The organism is Burkholderia sp. AU45388 (assembly GCF_030481585.1).
GTDB classification, from domain to species: Bacteria; Pseudomonadota; Gammaproteobacteria; order Burkholderiales; family Burkholderiaceae; genus Burkholderia; species Burkholderia sola.
The window spans coordinates 1-14,301 of the sequence record NZ_JAUJPV010000030.1 but is presented as its reverse complement, the minus strand read 5'-3'; the positions used below and the strand labels follow the sequence as shown (position 1 = coordinate 14,301).

11 protein-coding genes and 1 pseudogene are annotated in these 14,301 nt (G+C 69.2%); 10 read left to right on the top strand and 2 right to left on the bottom strand.

What is annotated here, in order from left to right; translation table 11 throughout:
- Window positions 1–2 precede the first annotated feature (2 nt).
- From QZM72_RS32190 to QZM72_RS32165, 6 genes are all read left to right on the top strand, one after another.
- Window positions 3–1,466, top strand: a complete 1,464-nt coding sequence (locus tag QZM72_RS32190; RefSeq protein WP_301740122.1) for a serine hydrolase — start codon at window positions 3–5, stop codon at window positions 1,464–1,466.
- Window positions 1,447–1,890 (top strand): GNAT family N-acetyltransferase, encoded by a 444-nt coding sequence (locus QZM72_RS32185; protein WP_301740121.1) that lies wholly within the window; start codon window positions 1,447–1,449, stop codon window positions 1,888–1,890. Before QZM72_RS32190 ends, QZM72_RS32185 begins: the two co-directional genes overlap by 20 nt.
- Entirely contained in the window at window positions 1,887–3,134 is a 1,248-nt protein-coding gene (locus QZM72_RS32180; RefSeq protein WP_089471037.1) for an MFS transporter, read from the top strand. Before QZM72_RS32185 ends, QZM72_RS32180 begins: the two co-directional genes overlap by 4 nt.
- Window positions 3,135–3,228: 94 nt before the next feature.
- A complete protein-coding gene (locus QZM72_RS32175) occupies window positions 3,229–4,047 on the top strand; it encodes an aspartyl/asparaginyl beta-hydroxylase domain-containing protein (protein WP_301740120.1) in 819 nt (272 codons plus the stop codon).
- A gap of 407 nt (window positions 4,048–4,454) precedes the next feature.
- Window positions 4,455–5,174 carry a response regulator transcription factor gene (locus tag QZM72_RS32170; protein WP_089471039.1) on the top strand — a complete coding sequence of 240 codons (720 nt, stop codon included), beginning with the start codon at window positions 4,455–4,457 and terminating at the stop codon, window positions 5,172–5,174.
- Window positions 5,174–6,712: an ATP-binding protein gene (locus QZM72_RS32165; RefSeq protein ID WP_301740156.1), complete on the top strand. Its 1,539-nt coding sequence runs from the start codon at window positions 5,174–5,176 to the stop codon at window positions 6,710–6,712. Before QZM72_RS32170 ends, QZM72_RS32165 begins: the two co-directional genes overlap by 1 nt.
- Before the next feature lie 25 nt (window positions 6,713–6,737).
- On the opposite strand, the gene QZM72_RS32160 is transcribed toward QZM72_RS32165, so the two are convergent.
- Window positions 6,738–7,838, bottom strand: a complete 1,101-nt coding sequence (locus QZM72_RS32160; RefSeq protein WP_301740119.1) for an AraC family transcriptional regulator — start codon at window positions 7,836–7,838, stop codon at window positions 6,738–6,740.
- 313 nt (window positions 7,839–8,151) lie between these two features.
- On the opposite strand from QZM72_RS32160, the gene QZM72_RS32155 reads away from it, so the two are divergent.
- Both QZM72_RS32155 and QZM72_RS32150 read left to right on the top strand, forming a co-directional pair.
- Window positions 8,152–9,786: an AMP-binding protein gene (locus tag QZM72_RS32155; RefSeq protein WP_301740118.1), complete on the top strand. Its 1,635-nt coding sequence runs from the start codon at window positions 8,152–8,154 to the stop codon at window positions 9,784–9,786.
- 59 nt (window positions 9,787–9,845) lie between these two features.
- The gene (locus QZM72_RS32150) at window positions 9,846–10,946 is read left to right on the top strand and encodes an AraC family transcriptional regulator (protein WP_301740155.1); all 1,101 of its coding nucleotides are present in this window, start codon (window positions 9,846–9,848) and stop codon (window positions 10,944–10,946) included.
- Between the two features lie 111 nt (window positions 10,947–11,057).
- On the opposite strand, the pseudogene QZM72_RS32145 reads toward QZM72_RS32150, so the two are convergent.
- Window positions 11,058–11,267: pseudogene (locus QZM72_RS32145) on the bottom strand (hypothetical protein); the annotation flags it as partial.
- 352 nt (window positions 11,268–11,619) lie between these two features.
- Between QZM72_RS32145 and QZM72_RS32140 the strand changes: the two are divergent.
- Both QZM72_RS32140 and QZM72_RS32135 read left to right on the top strand, forming a co-directional pair.
- On the top strand, window positions 11,620–13,410 hold the full coding sequence (locus tag QZM72_RS32140) for an acyl-CoA dehydrogenase (protein WP_301740117.1): 1,791 nt from the start codon (window positions 11,620–11,622) through the stop codon (window positions 13,408–13,410).
- Between the two features lie 35 nt (window positions 13,411–13,445).
- A partial coding sequence (locus tag QZM72_RS32135; RefSeq protein ID WP_301740115.1) for an NAD(P)/FAD-dependent oxidoreductase occupies window positions 13,446–14,301 on the top strand: 856 nt, incomplete at its 3' end.

Below are 14,301 nucleotides of genomic sequence, written 5' to 3'. Positions count from 1 at the left end.
CCATGCCGGATCGTCATCCGTCCCGTGTCGCTACCGCCGTCAAGATTCTCGCCGTCGCCGTCATGCTGTTGCTGGCCGTTGCCGTGGGCCTGCTGTATTGGGCGTTGCCCGCCGCGACCGGCTATGCATCGCATTACCTGTGCGTGCGCGTGCTCGCCGGCGGCGCCGGCAGCGACGGCGATGCGCGCACCGTGTTCGCGCGCGAGGTGCGGCCGATCAACCCGTTGTTCGACTTCGTCACGTACCGGATCGACCGTGCGCGGCAGACCGTCGAGGCGGCCGGGCTCGGCGTGCTGCGCTCGACGGTCGCGTTGTACCGGCCGGGCCTCGGCTGCACGATCGCGCCGGCCGACGCGCTCGACGCGTTGCGCGTGGAGGGCGAAGGCCTCGCGCTGCCGGGCGCGGCGGCCGGGGCCGACAACCTCGACGATGCCGCACCGTCCGATCCGCCGCCGGCGCTGCGCGCCGTGCTGGATCGCGCGGTGGCGGAGCCGGCGCCCGGATCGCTGCGCAACACGCTGGCGGTGGTCGTGCGGCAGGACGGCCAGCTCGTCGGCGAGCGGTACGCGCCCGGCGTCACGGCCGACACCCCGTTGCTCGGCTGGTCGATGACGAAGACCGTCATCGGATTGCTGGCGGGCGTACTGGTCCGCGACGGCAAGCTGACGCTCGCGCAGGATCGCCTGCTGGACGACTGGGCGTCGTCCGGCGATCCGCGCCAGGCGATCCAGTTGCGCAACCTGCTGCAATGGACGAGCGGGCTGGACTACCAGGAAGGCTATCTGCCCGGCTCGGACACGACGAAGATGCTGTACCAGTCGACCGACATGGCGCGCTTCGTCGCGAGCCGGCCGCTGAAGGTCGGGCCCGGCCGCGAGGTCGACTACCAGAGCGGCGGCAGCGTGCTGGTCGCGAAGATCATCGCGCGCGCGGTCTCGCCGCGGCCGCTCGACGTCGTGCCGTTCGCGCGGGCGCGGCTGTTCGAGCCGCTCGGCATCCGCACCGCGATGATGGAGCCCGACGCGTCGGGCACGCTGGTCGGCAGCAGCTACATGCTGGCATCGGCGCGGGACTGGTCGAGGCTCGGTGAGTTGATCCTGCAGCACGGCGTATGGCGCGGCGCGCGCATCGTCGACGAGGACTGGGTGCGGTTCATGGCGACGCCCGACGCGACACGGCACGACGGCCGGCTCGGCGCGCATCTGTGGCTGAATGCCGGCGCCGGCGGCGCGCGCCGGTTTCCGTCGCTGCCGGAGGACCTGATGATGATGGACGGCTTCAATCACCAACTGGTGGTGATCGTGCCGTCGTGCCGCGCGGTCATCACGCGGCTGGGCGCGACGGTGGACCACAGCTGGGACACCGAACGCTTCGTCGCCGACGTGATGGCGAGCCTGCCGGGCTGCGCCGGCCCCGCAACCACGACCGCTGCAAGGGAAGCGAATCATGAAGATCACCGTACGTGACGCAGTGGCCGCCGATATGCCGGCCCTGCGCGAGCTGTTCCTGCGCTCGCGCCGCGAGACCTTCGTCTGGCTGCCGGCCGGCGCGTTCCAGCTGGCCGACTTCGAGGCCCAGACGGAAGGCGAGCGGCTGAGGGTCGCCGAGGACGGAAGCGGGCGGCTCGCCGGCTTCGTGTCGGTCTGGGAGCCCGACCATTTCATCCATCACCTGCACGTGTCCCGGCCGCACCACCGGCGCGGCGTCGGCCGCGCGCTGCTGCGCGCGCTGCCGGGCTGGCCGGCCACCCGCTATCGGCTCAAGTGCCTGCGCGCCAACGCGCCGGCGCGGGCGTTCTATGCGGCGTGCGGCTTCGTCGAGATCGGCGCCGGCAGCGCGGAAGACGGCGAGTACCTGCTGCTCGAGTCCGGCGACAAGGACGGCCGATGACCGTCCACCTGCGGTACTGCCTGCAGCAGGCGGCGTTGTGGGGCACCTTCGGCCTCGTGCTGCCGGTCGTCACGCTGTTCCTGCTGCACAACCATTTCACGCTGTTCGAGATCGGGCTTTACGCGGCGCTGTTCAGCCTGTCGACCATCGCGCTGGAGCTGCCGTTCGGCGCGATGGCCGACCGCGTGGGTCGCATCCGGACCTACCGCGTATCGCTGCTGATGAACAGCGTCGGCTGCGCGCTGATGCTGTGCTTCAGCCAGAAGCCGATGCTGTACCTCGCGGCGGCGAGCTTCGGCATCGCGCGCGCGATGAGTTCCGGGACCGTCGACGCATGGTATGTCGGCCTGCTGCGCGAGCACGGCGAAACGAAGCGGATTCCGTATTTTCTCGGCCGCGCGGAGCTGGCCTCCGCGCTCGGGCTGGCGAGCATGTCGCTGGTCGGCGGCCTGCTCCCGGACCTGGTCGGCAGCCGGCTGTTCGACAACCCGTACAAGATCGGCCTCGCGCTCGCATGCGGCTTGTTCATCGTGCTGCTGGGCCTCACGTCGTGGTTTTTCGCCGAGGCGGAGCAGGCGCCGCACGAGGCGGTGCCGGCCGGCAGGATCCTCGACGATCTTCGCGAACTGGTCCGGTTCACGTGGCATGGCGGCGCGGTGCGGCCGCTGATCCTGCTCTGCATGCTGCTCGGCGGCGTCGTGTCGGTGCTGGAGAGCTACTGGCCGGTCGTGTTGAAGACGCTCGTGCCGATGCATGGCGCGACCTGGGCGTTCGGCCTGTTCCTCACGCTGATGCTGGTCGTGAAGGGCGCGGGCGGCTGGGTGTCGTATCGCGTGATGAAGCAATGCGCCGCGCGGCCGGCGCTCGCCGTGACGCTGCCGTTCGCCGGGCTCGCCGTGAGCCTCGTGCTGACGCGCTGGGCGAATCACGTCGTCGCGTTCGGCGTCGTGCTGAGCGGGGTCGCGCTGTGCCTCGGCATCGCCGGCGCGGTGGTCAACGCGGTGCTGCATCACCGCACGCCCGATGCGCTGCGATCGCGCGCCGTCTCGTTCTTCTCGCTGGTGTTCCAGCTCGGCAGCATGATCGCGTCGGTCCTGCTCGGCTACCTGGTCAGCCAGTGGGGCGTGCAGGCGGTGTGGTGCGGCGTCGGCGTGCTGGTCGCGGCGGCGTCCGGATACGGCGCCACGATCGGCGGCTGGACCGCCGACCCGGTGGAAGAGGCGAAGGCGACCGCGCGCGTGTAGCGCCGGGCGCGCCGGTTCGATTCAGGTGCGATGCGTCATGCGGTAGCGGCAATCTTTTTCGTTTGTCACCCCACGATAGCCAAGGAGAGCGACTTTGAAACAGGAGATGCGCAATGCGATTCACGACACGCTGGATGCGCTCGTGTCGCAGTACGGGAGGGCGGAGCTCGAACGCGTGATCGCGTTCGTCGACATCAATACGGGGCGGGTTCCGTTGCCCGTGTTGCCGAAACATCAGCGGCCGCTGCTGTTTTATTTCCCGGGGCTCGACGGAAAGCCGTGGTACGAGGCGTCCGATTATCCGGAGCTCGAGGCGTTCACGTCGACGCTCGAGGCGTCGGTCGACGTGCTGCGCGAGGAGTTTCTCGAGCAGGTGACCACGCCGATGCTGCTGCCGTACGAAGAGCAGGTGGCGGGACGGTTCGAGTCGATCCGGCGCAACGACTGGGGGTCCTTCTATTTCCGGCGCAAGGGCGAGCCCGAGGTCGAGGAGAATTGCCGCCGCTGCCCGCGCACCGCGGCGCTGATGCGCGAGGTGCAGGATTTCCTCAGCCCGAGCGGCGCGTTCATCTTTTCGGTGATCCAGGGCGGCACGCGGATTCCGCCGCATTCGGACACGACCAATCTCAAGCTGACCTGCCAGCTTCCGCTGATCGTGCCGCACGGCTCGCGACTGCGCGTCGGCGACGAGACGCGCGAGTGGCCGGACCGGCGCGCGATCATTTTCGACGATACGTTCGAGCACGAGAGCTGGAACGACAGCGACGAGCCGCGGGTTTGCCTGCTGGTCGATATCTGGCATCCGGGCATCACGCGGATCGAGCGGGACGCGGTCGAGCGGCTCGATGCGGCGATCAGCCAGCATCTCGGCCAGGATTTCCGGCCGCCCTGGGCCGAAGCGGCCGCGGCGTAACGGGGGGGAAGGGCGGCTGGCTGGCGGCGGCCGCCTTTTCGATCATCGACCGATAGCGGCTCGGTCAGGCTGGCATTCGACGCCGCGATCGTTTTTTGCACCGGCGCGCGTGGGTGCCGGCCGCGCGCCGCGCCGGGGGAGGCGGCGGCACCGGGCATCTCGCGCCCGTTTTTTCGTGTCTATTGCGGGGGCGCGCGGAATCGAGCTCGACGGGCCGGAGCGGGAAGCCTTGCGGATATGGGCTCACCTCACGCGCACGATCGAAACTTAAACGAAATGTGATCCCTCGGCGCCGCAAAATTTTGCACAATGACGGCAGCGCGGCTTTCCTCCGCGCTTCGACCCGGGCCGATCGCCCGCCGCCCACCGTGATCGAGCCCCGCTCCGACGTGCCGCCGCCCACCGCCATGGACCAACCGAAACGCATCCTGATCGTCGAGGACGATGCCGACATCGCCGACGTGCTGAGCCTGCACCTGCGCGACGAGCGCTACGAGGTCGTGCACAGCGCGGACGGCGCCGAAGGGCTGCGTCTGCTCGAACAGGGCAACTGGGACGCGCTGATCCTCGACCTGATGCTGCCGGGCGTGGACGGCCTCGAGATCTGCCGCCGCGCGCGGGCGATGACGCGCTATACGCCGATCATCATCACGAGCGCGCGGTCGAGCGAGGTGCACCGGATTCTCGGCCTCGAACTCGGCGCCGACGACTACCTCGCGAAGCCGTTCTCGGTGCTCGAACTCGTCGCGCGGGTCAAGGCGCTGCTGCGGCGCGTCGATGCGCTTGCGCGCGATTCGCGGCTCGACGCGGGCACGCTCGACGTCGCGGGGCTCGCGATCGACCCGATCGCACGCGAGGCGAGCGTCGACGGCGCACGCATCGACCTCACGCCGCGCGAATTCGACCTGCTGTATTTCTTCGCGCGGCACCCGGGCAAGGTTTTCTCGCGGATGGACCTCCTCAACGCCGTGTGGGGCTACCAGCACGAAGGCTACGAACATACGGTCAACACCCACATCAACCGCCTGCGCGCGAAGATCGAGGCCGATCCGGCCGAGCCCGTGCGGATCCTCACCGTGTGGGGGCGCGGCTACAAGCTCGCCGCGCCGGGCCAGCGGGACGCATGATGCGGCTCACGCTCACCCGGCGGCTGTCGCTCGTGTTCTCGATCCTGCTGCTCGCGTGCTCGGGCGCGTCGGCGTGGCTGCAGATCCGTGCGAACGACATGCGCGAGAAGGAAGTCGTGCAGGCGCTGTCGCGCGACCTGGCCGCCAACATCGCCGGCAGCGCGCCGCTGATGGATGCGAACGGGCTGCGCCCCGACGCCGTGCGCACGTTGTTCGGCCAGTTGATGGGCGTGAACCCGAGCGTCGAGGTGTACCTGCTCGACAACGCGGGGCGCATCAAGGGCGACGATGCGCCGCCCGGCCACGTGAAGCGCGACCGCGTCGATCTCGCGCCCGTGCAGCGCTTCATCGCGGGCCAGCCGCTGCCGATCCTCGGCGACGATCCGCGCAGCCCGGACGCGCGCAAGGTGTTCAGCGCCGCGCCGCTGCAGCGCGCGGGGCAGCCGCCGTCGGGCTACATCTACGTGGTGCTGCAGGGCGAGGCGCACGACCGGCTCGCCGCGCGCGTCGACGCCGGCAACGTGCTGCGCACGACGCTGTGGTCGATGGCGATCGTCGCGCTGCTCGGCCTGCTCGCGGGTCTCGTCGCATTCGGCTTCATCACGCGCCCGCTGCGCCGGCTGACGGCCGCGATGCGCGACTTCGACGCGAACGGTGCGCCCCGCGCGCCGGGTGGGCCCGACACGCCCGACACGCCCGATACGCCGCCGCCGGTGCTGCACTTGCCGCCCGGCCGGCGCGGCGACGACATCGCGGTGCTCGAATCGGCGTTCGCGCAGATGGCCGACCGGATCGGCGACCAGTGGCGCGCGCTGACGCGCCAGGACCAGCAGCGGCGCGAACTGATCACGAACATCTCGCACGACCTGCGCACGCCGCTCACGTCGCTGCACGGCTATCTGGAGACGCTGTCGCTGAAGGCCGACACGCTGCCCGAGCCCGAGCGGCGCCGCTACCTGTCGATCGCGCTCGCGCAGAGCGCGAAGGTCGGGCGCCTCGCGCAGGCGCTGTTCGAACTCGCGCGGCTCGAATCGGGCGGCGTGCAGGCCGAGCGCGAGCCGTTCTCGCTCGTCGATCTCGTGCAGGACGTGTTCCAGAAATTCGAGCTGGCCGCGCAATCGCGCGGCGTCGCGCTGCATGCGCGGATGCCGCCGCGCGTGCCGGTCGTGTCGGCCGATCTCGGGATGATCGAGCGCGTGCTGACCAACCTGCTCGACAATGCGCTGCGGCACACGCCTTCGCACGGCGAGGTCGAGATCGAGATCGCGCCGGCGCCGTCGGGCGACCGCGTGATCGTGACCGTGTCGGATACCGGGGAAGGAATTCCGGCCGCACGCCGCGAAGGGCTGTTCCAGCGGCCGCAGCGGCCGACGGGCGGCGGCACGGCGACGAGCGGCGGGCTCGGCCTGTTGATCGTGCACCGGATGCTGGCGCTCAACGGCAGCGGCATCCGGCTCGTCGACCGGGCCGGGCGCGGCGCCGTGTTCGAGTTCGCGCTGGCGGTCGCGTCGCCGGCGGCGGGCGACGGCACGCGCTGACCGCGCTGGCCACGCTCGGCAGGCGCTACTTGCCGCGCTTGCGCCGCACGTCGGTCGGCGTCGTGCCGGTCCAGCGCTTGAACGCGTGGCGGAATCCCACTGCATCGCTGAAGCCGAGCGTCAGCGCGATGTCCTCGGTGCTGAGCGTGGTCGTGCCGAGATAGTCGATCGCGAGCGCCTTGCGCACGCTCGTCAGCAGTTCGCTGTACGACGTGCCTTCGGCTTCGAGCTTGCGGCGCAGCGTGCGCGACGTCATGCACAGGCTCTCGGCGATCGCGTCGATGTCCGGGAATTGTCCCGGCGTGCGGGTGAGCTCCTCGTAGACGCGTCGCGTGATGCCCGACTGGCTGCGCAATGCGTCGAGCAACTGCGCGCAGTGCGACGACACCTGCGCGGCGGTGATCGGGTTCGCGAGTTGCGGCGCGCGCGCGAGCCATGCCGCCGGATAGCTGAGCACGTGATGCGGCTGGTCGAACGCGATCGGGCATTCGAGCGCGTCGGCCAGCCGCGCCCCGTGCGGCGGCCGCGGCTGCGCGAACTGCGCGCGCGCCGGCACGCACCACGCACCCATCACGTCCTTGATGATCGTCACGTGCAGCGCGAACTGCATGTCGATCAGGAAACGGTACAGCGGCTCGTCGAGATCGGGCAGCGCGACTTCGTGGCGGTCCGGAAACAGCCACGATGCGGTGTCGCCCTGTTCGACCCAGCGGATCGGCAGCATGCCGTTCGCGAGCCGGTGATATTTGACGGCCGCATCGAACGCGCGCGCGAGCGATTCCGAGCACAGCATCGCGTAGCCGTACATGCCGTAGCTCGACGCGCGCAGCAGGCGGCCGACGCGCACGCCGAGGTCGGTGCCGTCGTACCGGCCGACCGCATTGCGCGCGGCCGTCAGGAACTGCAGCGGCGACGTGAGCGTGAACGGGTCCGCGACGTCGGCCGGCGCGAGGCCGGTGCCGGCGAGCACCGTCGCCGGGTCGAGGCCGGCTTGCGCGGCCACGTCGACGAGCACGGCCAGCTTGGCCGGCGTGAAGCGCTGCTCGCGCAACGCGTGGGCGGAGGCGGCGTCCGGCAGCCGGGCAGGCTGGGCGTGGGGCGGTTTCGAGAGCGCACTGCGCGGCATGGCGGGAGTCCTGCGTCCGAATCGATATCGTTGACGGCACGCCATTCTGCGCGGGAACGGCCCCCATTCGCCACAGGGTTCACCCTGATGCACCGACGGAGCTGCCCGGGCGGGCAGGCGTTCGCTGGGCGATGTTGCGCAGGCATGCGCCGCGCCTGTCCGTTTCGATCATGTTTTCGGCCGCCCGGATCATTTGCAAAGCGCGTCGCGCGCGCGATAGTCGCCGGTCAGGCGGCGGCCCGCGTCCTTTGGGCGTGCAGGCCGCCGTGCGAACGGCACGCAGGCTGGCGTGCCGTCCCCAGAGGAGTGAGACATGACGAACAGACACTGGCTCGGGTCGTATGGCCCGATCCCCGCCGAGATCGACGCCGATCGCCATCCTTCCGTCAGCGCGCTGCTGGACGACGCGATGCACCGCTTCGCCGAGCGTCCGGCGTTCCATGCGCTCGGCCGCACGCTCACCTATGCCGACGTCGAGCGCCTGTCGAGCGCGCTGGCCGCGTATCTGCAGCAGGTCGTCGGCGTGCGCAAGGGCGACCGCGTGGCCGTGATGCTGCCCAACGTGCTCGCGTTTCCGGTCGTGTTCGTCGCCGTCGCGAAGATCGGCGCGGTCCAGGTCAACGTGAATCCGCACTACACCGCGCGCGAGCTCGCGCATCAGCTCAACGACGCGGGGGTCGAGGTGGCGATCGTCTGCGGCGGGTCGATGGGCACGTTCGCGGACGTGGTCGACGGCACGCGCGTGCGCACCGTGCTGAGCGTGGGGCGCGACGATCTCGGCGTCGTCGATGCGCCGGCCGGCGCGTGCGACGCGCTGCCGCCCGGTTCGACCGCGCTCGCGCACGCCATCGCCGCCGGCGAGTCGCTCGCGTGCGAGCCGGTTGCGCTGAGCGGCGCGGACCTGTTGCTGCTGCAGTACACGGGCGGCACGACCGGCCTGTCGAAGGGCGCGGCGCTGTCGCATCGCAACCTCGTCGCGAACGTCGCGCAGTTCGGGGCGATCGTGCCGGCCGCGCGCGTGCCGGGCGAAGAGGTCGTCGTCACGGCGATCCCGCTGTATCACATCTTCGCGCTGACGGTGAACTTCCTGTCCTACTTCGCGATCGGCGCGCAGAACTGGCTCGTCGCGAACCCGCGCGACATGGACGGCTTCATCGACGTGCTGAAGGCCGCGCGGCCGACGGTGTTCGTCGGCGTGAACACGCTGTACGCGGGGCTTGCCGGCCATCCGCGGTTGAAGGAAGTCGACTGGTCGCGGCTGAAGCTGTCGGCCGGCGGCGGCGCGGCGGTGATCGACGTGATCTCGGCGCGCTGGAAGGCGGTGACGGGCAATTTCATCCGCGAAGGCTACGGGCTGTCGGAAACGTCGCCGGTCGTGTCGTTCAACCCGCAGTCGATCGACCGGTTCACGGGCACCACGGGCCTGCCGCTGCCGTCGACCGACGTGAAGCTGCTCGACGACCAGGATCGCGAGGTGGCGATCGGCGAAGCGGGCGAGATCTGCGTGAAGGGGCCGCAGGTGATGAGCGGCTACTGGCGGAAGCCGGACGCCAATGCGGCCGCGTTCACCGCGGACGGCTATTTCCGCACCGGCGACGTCGGCGTGTTCGACGCGGCCGGCTTTCTGCGGATCGTCGACCGCAAGAAGGACATGATCATCGTGTCCGGCTTCAACGTGTACCCGAACGAGGTGGAGGCGGTCGCGACCGCGCTGCCGGGCGTCGCCGAATGCGCGTGCATCGGCGTGCCGGACCCGCGCACGGGCGAGGCCGTCAAGCTGTTCGTGGTGCTCGCGCCGGACGCGGACGTGACCGAAGAGCAGCTCGTCGCGCATTGCCGTGCGAGCCTGGCCGCATACAAGGTGCCGAAGCTCGTGCGTTTCGTCGACCGGCTGCCGAAGTCGACGGTCGGCAAGATCCTGCGCCGGGAACTCAGCCGCACCGACTGATCGGCGCGACGCACCGCGCGGCCGCGGCTGCGCGGCCCCGTGCGCGGAAAACCCCGAAGCTGGCGCGCGGGCCGCTCAAGTACAATGCGGTCGGTTCGATCGACGGGGACGCGATGACCGGCTCAGATTCCCTTTCCGCCCGGCCCGGGCGTGCGCTGCCGTCGCCGAGCGCGACGGTGCCGATCTCGCTCGTCAACGGTTTTCTCGCGAGCGCGGGCGTGCAGCGCGACGTGGTCGAGCGCTACGTGCGCGGCGCCGGCATTCCGATCGAGCTGCTCGGCGAGCCGCACGCGCGCGTGACGGAGGAACAGTTCTCGACGCTGTACCGCACGCTCGCGATCGACCTCGACGACGAGATGCCCGGCATCTTTTCGCGCCCGTTGCGCGGCGGCACGTTGAAGTACCTGTGCCTGAGCCTGCTCGATGCGCGCAACCTCGAAACGGCGCTGCATCGTTTCGGGCAATTCTTCCATATCCTGCTCGACGACTTCTTCGTCGAATCGAAGCGCGACGAACTCGTCGCGCAGGTGCTGCTGCGCCCGAACGACGCCATCGGGCCGATCGGCGCGCTCGGCCAGGAGCTGATGCTCAAGCTCGTGCACGGCGTGTGCTCCTGGCTGATCGGGCAGAAGATTCCGCTGCTGCAGATCGAGTTCGCGTGCCCGCGGCCGCGCCATGCGGTCGATCACCTGTACTTCTTCACCGGCGCCGTGCAGTTCGACTGCGAACGCACGCTGATGCGCTTCAGCGCCGATTACCTCGACGCGCCGATCCGGCAGAGCAAGCGCAACCTGCGCAAGTTTCTCGCGCGCGCGCCCGGCGACTGGATCTTCGAATCGTTCAGCGAACAACTCGTGTGCCATCGGGTGCGGCAGTACTTGTCGGCGGCGCTGCCGGATCTGCCCGTGATCGATCAGGCGGCCGAGCACCTGCATTGCTCGGTGCGCACGCTGAGCCGCCATCTGGCCGCCGAAGGAACGACGTTCCAGGTGCTGAAGGACGAGCTGCGGCGCGATATCGCGATCCAGCGGCTGACCGATACGCCCGACACGATCGCGGCGATCGGCGCCGATATCGGCTTCGACGACCCGAGCGCGTTTCATCGTGCGTTCCGGCACTGGACGGGCAGCACGCCGGGGACGTATCGGCGCCGCGCGTGACGTGAGGCGCCGGGGCGCTGCGCTTCGCGGACGGCTCCCATAACCGGCTCCCTTCGCGCGCTCCCATGGCCGGCTCCCATCAACCCCCGACGTTCCACCCGATGGCCACGCTTACATCGGCGGCGCGACGCCGTCCTTTTCGACGACGACGAATTTGCCGTCATAGACGCCGGTTGTCTTGGGTGTGGCCACGACGAACACCTTCTTGCCCGTCGTCAATTCGGCACGGGTCGCCGGAATCAGCGTCACGACGGGAACGTTGGTCGGCACGGTGACGGTATTGCTGCCGCCCTTGTATGAAAGTCTGAGATCGCGTCCGCTCTCCCGTACGCTCGGGGGCAATGCGCAGGCGGGCGAGCCAATGCCGCGTCGTGTCACGGTTCGCGCGTGGGCTGCGCGGGCCTCCGCGGTGCGGCGCTCACCGCTTCGTCCGGCATACTGGTTGCTGGCCGATTCACCGAAGCCGGCTCAGGCCAAACCCTTGTCCCATCGGTCGTTTCCGGCGACGCACGCGCATGCCGTGGCCGATTTTGTCACCATGTGGGCCGGATATGACAATGGGAATCGGAATCCCCGGCGTTAGGATGGCCCATCACGTCGCCCGGCGCTGGCCGGTTTTGCCTTATCGGACCCCGTGGCGCCCCCTATTTACCGCCTGATTGGAACATCGACCATGAGCTATAACGCCCCCGTCAAGGACATGCTGTTCGTGCTGAAGGAACTCGCGGGCATCGACGCCGTTGCGCAGTTGCAGGGTTTCGAGGATGCGGGTTACGACACGGCGCAGGCCGTGCTCGACGAATCCGCGAAATTCTGCGGCGAGGTGCTGGCGCCGCTGAACGTCGAAGGCGACCGTAACCCGAGCAGCTGGAAGGACGGCGTCGTGACCGCGACGCCGGGCTTCGGCGCAGCGTTCCGCCAGTTCGTCGAAGGCGGCTGGCAGGGGCTGCAGCATCCGGCCGAATACGACGGCCAGGGCCTGCCTAAGCTGATCGCGACGCCGTGCATCGAGATGTTGAACGCATCGAACCTGTCGTTCGCGCTGTGCCCGCTGCTCACCGACGGCGCGATCGAGGCGCTGCTGACGGCCGGCACCGACGAGCAGAAGCAGCGCTACGTGCCGAAGCTGATCTCGGGCGAATGGACCGGCACGATGAACCTGACCGAGCCGCAAGCCGGGTCGGATCTCGCGCTGGTGCGCTCGCGCGCGGAGCCGCAGGGCGACGGCACGTACAAGGTGTTCGGCACCAAGATCTTCATCACGTGGGGCGAGCACGACATGGCGGACAACATCGTCCACCTGGTGCTGGCGCGCACGCCGAACGCGCCGGAAGGCGTGAAGGGCATCTCGCTGTTCATCGTGCCGAAGTTCATGGTCAACGACGACGGCTCGCTCGGCGCGCGCAACGACGTGCACTGCGTGTCGATCGAGCACAAGCTCGGGATCAAGGCGAGCCCGACGGCGGTGCTGCAGTACGGCGACCACGGCGGCGCGATCGGTTACCTGGTCGGCGAAGAGAATCGCGGCCTCGAATACATGTTCATCATGATGAACGCGGCGCGCTTCGGCGTCGGGATGCAGGGGATCGGCGTGGCCGACCGCGCATACCAGAAGGCCGCCGAATTCGCGAAGGAACGCGTGCAGAGCCGCCCGGTGGACGGCTCGGCCAAGCAGTCGGTGACGATCATCCATCACCCCGACGTGCGCCGGATGCTCGGCACGATGCGGGCGCTGACCGAAGGCGCGCGGGCGCTGGCGTATGTGGCCGCCGCGCACAGCGACATTGCGCACCGCCATTCGGACGAGGCGACGCGCGCGCGTCATCAGGCCATCTACGAGTATCTGGTGCCGGTCGTGAAGGGCTGGAGTACCGAGATGGTGAACGACGTGGCGAGCCTCGGCGTGCAGGTGCACGGCGGGATGGGCTTCATCGAGGAAACCGGAGCAGCGCAGTACTACCGCGACGCGCGGATCCTCGCGATCTACGAAGGCACGACCGCGATCCAGGCGAACGACCTCGTCGGCCGCAAGACGCTGCGCGACGGCGGTGCGGTCGCGAAGGCGCTGATCGCCGAGATCGGCGACACGATCGCGGCGCTCGGCAAGATCGACGGCGCGGCGGCCGCATCGATGAAGGCGCAACTGGAGAAGGGCGCGCGTTCGTTGTCGGCGGTGGTCGACTACGTGCTCGCGAACGCGAAGCAGGACCCGAACGCGGTGTTCGCGGGGAGCGTGCCTTACCTGAAGCTCGCGGGCGTCGTGCTGTGCGGCTGGCAGATGGCGCGCGCGCTGCTGGCCGCGCACGCGAACCGCGCGAGCGACGTCGCGTTCTTCGATGCGAAGATCGCGATCGCGCAGTGCTATGCGGAGCACGTGCTCGTTCAGGCGAGTGCGCTCGAAGCGTCGATCGTCGGCGCGAAGGGCAACGAGAGCGTGCTCGCGTTGACGGAAGACCAGTTCTGACCGCTGACGGTCGGGACGCTGCAGGAGACAGGATTTTGACCACACAGGACTTGCTCGCGCAATACGGCCCGCGCGAATCGATGGAATACGACGTCGTGATCGTCGGCGGCGGCCCCGCCGGGCTGTCGGCGGCGATCCGGCTCAAGCAGCTGGCCGCCGAGAAAGGCGCCGAGATCGGCGTGTGCGTGCTCGAGAAGGGTTCCGAGATCGGCGCGCACATCCTGTCGGGCGCGGTGATGGACCCGCGCGCGATCACCGAGCTGTTTCCCGACTGGAAGGAACGCGGCGCGCCGCTCGACGTCGAGGTGAGCGAAGACCGCTTCCTGTTCCTGTCCGAGAAGAGCGCGGTCACGATGCCGAACTGGGCGCTGCCGGACAACTTCAAGAACCACGGCAACTACGTGATCTCGCTGGGTAACGTGACCCGCTGGCTCGGCCAGCAGGCGGAGGCGCTGGGCGTCGAGATCTTCCCCGGCTTCCCCGCCGCGGAGATTCTCTTCAACGACGACGGTTCCGTGAAAGGCGTTGCCACCGGCAACATGGGCGTGGGCAAGGACGGCGAGCCGACCGAGAACTTCCAGCTCGGCATGGAGCTGCACGCGAAGTACACGCTGTTCGCCGAAGGCTGCCGCGGCCATCTCGGCCGTCAACTGATCTCGAAGTTCAAGCTCGACGCGAACGCCGATCCGCAGGCGTACGGGATCGGCATCAAGGAACTGTGGGAAATCGATCCGGCCAAGCACAAGCCGGGCCTCGTGATCCACACGGCCGGCTGGCCGCTGAAGTCGGACACGTACGGCGGCTCGTTCCTGTATCACATGGACAACAACCAGGTCGTGGTCGGCTTCGTGGTGGGCCTGGGCTACACGAACCCGTACCTGTCGCCGTTCG

What these genes read in the sequence shown, in the direction of transcription:
- QZM72_RS32190 (WP_301740122.1), top strand. Translation starts at nt 3, where the DNA reads ATGCCGGATCGTCATCCGTCCCGTGTCGCTACCGCCGTCAAGATTCTC.
- QZM72_RS32185 (WP_301740121.1), top strand. Translation starts at nt 1,447, where the DNA reads ATGAAGATCACCGTACGTGACGCAGTGGCCGCCGATATGCCGGCCCTG.
- QZM72_RS32180 (WP_089471037.1), top strand. Translation starts at nt 1,887, where the DNA reads ATGACCGTCCACCTGCGGTACTGCCTGCAGCAGGCGGCGTTGTGGGGC.
- QZM72_RS32170 (WP_089471039.1), top strand. Translation starts at nt 4,455, where the DNA reads ATGGACCAACCGAAACGCATCCTGATCGTCGAGGACGATGCCGACATC.
- QZM72_RS32165 (WP_301740156.1), top strand. Translation starts at nt 5,174, where the DNA reads ATGCGGCTCACGCTCACCCGGCGGCTGTCGCTCGTGTTCTCGATCCTG.
- QZM72_RS32160 (WP_301740119.1), bottom strand. Translation starts at nt 7,838, where the DNA reads ATGCCGCGCAGTGCGCTCTCGAAACCGCCCCACGCCCAGCCTGCCCGG.
- QZM72_RS32155 (WP_301740118.1), top strand. Translation starts at nt 8,152, where the DNA reads ATGACGAACAGACACTGGCTCGGGTCGTATGGCCCGATCCCCGCCGAG.
- QZM72_RS32140 (WP_301740117.1), top strand. Translation starts at nt 11,620, where the DNA reads ATGAGCTATAACGCCCCCGTCAAGGACATGCTGTTCGTGCTGAAGGAA.